Origin of the sequence: Mycoplasma sp. HS2188, from assembly GCF_025209835.1 — a bacterium.
Lineage (GTDB): Bacteria > Bacillota_I > Bacilli_A > Mycoplasmatales > Metamycoplasmataceae > Mycoplasmopsis.
Window position 1 is genome coordinate 1 of sequence record NZ_JAOAOI010000076.1, and the last position, 540, is coordinate 540.

Below are 540 nucleotides of genomic sequence, written 5' to 3' on the forward strand. Positions count from 1 at the left end.
TTAAAATGTGCTTTAAAAAAGCACAATACTAGACAATAAAATTCTACATTTAAATCACAAATGTATAAAACAAAAAAAGCCCGTTTTTATTTTTTAAAAAAGGCTTTTTTTGTTTCTTAACTCACAAATATACATAAACCAAATAAAATTATTTAACTTTTTTATTTAGATATCTAACCTTTATAAATCAGCCAACAATACCAATAATTAAAACAATTCCCACGCCTAATGGGACTAAAATCGTTAAAAGCAGATTTTGTTTAGATTTTGCTCTTTTAATTTCTTCTACATCTTTAACAGGCACAGGTTCAACAGGTTTTACCTTATCTAAATTATCAATGATATCTAAACTAGTAATATTTTTAATGTAAAAACTACCTTTATTTTTCGAGACATTTTCTACTGGATAAATTAATAATATATCTTCTAATTCTACATTTTTTTGGGAAGTGATATTTCTTACAAGTTTATCTATTTCTTCGAAATTAAATTGATAGTCTATTTTATATTCTAATTTATATTTCTGATATAGAAAATCAG

Annotated in this window: 1 protein-coding gene; it reads right to left on the minus strand. The window is 23.1% G+C overall.

Annotation, left to right across the window (positions count from 1 at the left end; all coding sequences use genetic code 4):
- Positions 1–148: 148 nt before the first annotated feature.
- Positions 149–540 (minus strand): hypothetical protein (locus N1F73_RS03885; RefSeq protein WP_260360177.1); only part of this gene is annotated, 392 nt, incomplete at its 5' end.